The sequence below is a fragment of the Stieleria sp. genome (assembly GCF_041595215.1).
GTDB lineage: Bacteria > Planctomycetota > Planctomycetia > Pirellulales > Pirellulaceae > Stieleria > Stieleria magnilauensis.
In genome coordinates, this window is record NZ_JBFHKV010001236.1 from 1 (window position 1) to 2,298 (window position 2,298).

General features: G+C 61.9%; 2 protein-coding genes and 1 pseudogene. All 3 read left to right on the forward strand.

The genetic code is table 11. From position 1 onward, the window contains the following. Window positions 1-957, forward strand: a 957-nt coding sequence (locus ABX749_RS30030; RefSeq protein WP_372899277.1) for a heme A synthase, incomplete at its 5' end; no start/stop codon positions are given. 6 nt (window positions 958-963) lie between these two features. Then, the gene (cyoE, locus tag ABX749_RS30035) at window positions 964-2,043 is read left to right on the forward strand and encodes a heme o synthase (RefSeq protein ID WP_372899278.1); all 1,080 of its coding nucleotides are present in this window, start codon (window positions 964-966) and stop codon (window positions 2,041-2,043) included. 3 nt (window positions 2,044-2,046) lie between these two features. Further along, a pseudogene (locus ABX749_RS30040) lies at window positions 2,047-2,298 on the forward strand (SCO family protein); the annotation flags it as partial.

Genomic DNA, 2,298 nt, shown 5'->3' on the forward strand with positions numbered 1-2,298 from the left:
CGCTTGGCGGTGTTGTCGGTGTGTCTGGTCTGGCCGTTGATTTGGGTCGGCGGTTTGGTGACCACGTACGACGCGGGGATGGCGGTTCCCGATTGGCCTGGGACTTACGGATACAACCTATTTTTGTACCCGCTGTCGACTTGGTTGTACGGTCCGTTTGACCTGTTTATCGAACACGGCCACCGGCTGTTGGGGGCGGTCGTCGGTTTGGTGGCGATCGCGATGGTGATTGCGGCGATTCGGCGCGAAGATCGTCGCCCGGTCGTCTGGCTGACCGTCGGGATCCTGGTCGCCGTGATTTCGCAAGGTGCGTTGGGCGGAGTCCGCGTGTTGTTAAGCGATCGAACCACCGCGATGATTCATGGCTGTTTCGGCCCCGTCGTGTTTGCCTTGTGCTGCATCGCCGCCTCGGTGACCAGCCGTCGTTGGTGGGACCGCAAGCTGACGGCGAAACGGGCGGCACAGGGCGCCGAATCGGTCAAGCCGCTCGGCCGCTGGGTCGTCGCGTTGGCGTCGGTGCCCGTGCTGTTGAGCTATTTGCAGTTGGTCCTGGGGGCGCAGCTGCGACATGTCCAGCCGTTGACCACCCCGGGAACCTTCACGCTGATTGTGGCGGTCCACATCGTCACTGCTTTCGGTTTGTGGTTGTTGACGCCGGTTTTGTTCGTTTTGGTGCGTCGCTGCGGCGATTTGACGCTGTCCAGGCCGGCCGGTTGGCTGATATGGTTTGTGGGCTGTCAAATCTTGCTCGGCACCGGGACATGGATTGTCACTTACGGTTGGCCGAGCGTTTTGGAGTTTCTTCCGTTTGGCGAAGGCTTTTTGGTTCGCTCAAAGGGATTCGTGGATTCGATCATCGTGACCGCGCATGTCGCGGTCGGGTCGCTGATTCTGGCGACGGCGGCGGTGATCCTGGTTCAAGTTTTACGTCAGCGAACGCTTGCCACCCCCGTTTAATCATTTATGTCCAGCAACGTCCTTGCCACCGATTCCCGCTATGAAACCGATCGCCGAGGTGTCAGTGCCCCGTACACTGCAGCCCGGGAATGTGGTTCGGCAACGGCCGTCCTCGATCTGCCGGCACAACGCAGGGAAGCGACTCGACGCATGGAAGTGACGGCCCAGGCAACACCGGCATTGAATCAGATGGTGGACCAGGCGGAGGTGTCGATGCGCGTGTTGGTTTCTGATCTGATTCAGCTGACCAAGCCGCGGATCGTCGTGATGATCTTGGTGACGACGGTCGCCACAGCAATGATCGCAGCCGGCGGACCGGTTTCGCTCGGTACGCTCGCCTTGTTGCTGTTGGGCACCGGGATGGTTGCCGGCAGTGCCGGCGGGGCGAACCAGATCTGGGAACGCGTGATCGACCGCAACATGCCGCGCACCGCGGTGCGTCCGCTGCCGTCGGCTCGGATGTCGACCGGCATGGCGACGGCGTTTACCGCGTCCATGGGCACGCTGGGGTTGGCGATCTTGTGGATGGGGTTCTCATTGACGCCGGCCGGTGTGGGGTTGGCGACCTGGTTGTTGTACGTGTTTCTGTACACGCCGATGAAAACCCGGACGTCCTGGAACACGACGGTCGGAGCGATCGCCGGTGCATTGCCGATGTTGATCGGCTACACGGCACTGGGCGGTTCGTTGGCCGACGAGACCGGATGGTTGTTGTTCGGCGTGTTGGCTGCTTGGCAATATCCGCATTTCATGGCCATCGCATGGCTGTACCGACGCCAGTATGAACAGGCCGGATTCTGCATGTCGACGACGGTCGAGCCGACCGGGATCTCTGCGGCGATTCAAAGCATCGTGGGGTCGCTCGCGGTCATCGTTTGCGGCGTCGTGTTGTGTTGTCTGTCGCCGGGGATCGTTCCCGCCATCGTGTGCAGCGTCGCGGTGTTGGCCGCCACGGTCCCGATGTTGAAGGCATCGATCCGTTTCGCGCGGAGCCGAACGGACGTGACCGCACGCCGATTGCTGCGGTCCTCGTTGTTGGTGCTGCCCGCCGTCTTGGCGGTTGTTACGATTCGTGTCTTTTGGTGATCTATGAGAACCGCGTCAAACATCGCCGCGATCTTGTTCGTGGGAATCATTTTGGGATTGGTGGGCCGCACGCTTCGCCAACGTTCGGCGCCCGCGGGGCCGGGGCCTGAAGAGGTGGTCTACACCGCGGAGGTGGCGCCCGGGGAAGAACCGCGGGTCACCGACAGCAGCGAAATCGCCAACGATGAAGTCGTCCATCCGCCCGAGGACGAGGCTTGGTTGAGCCGGTTCGAGCTGACCGAGCGGAGCGGCGAG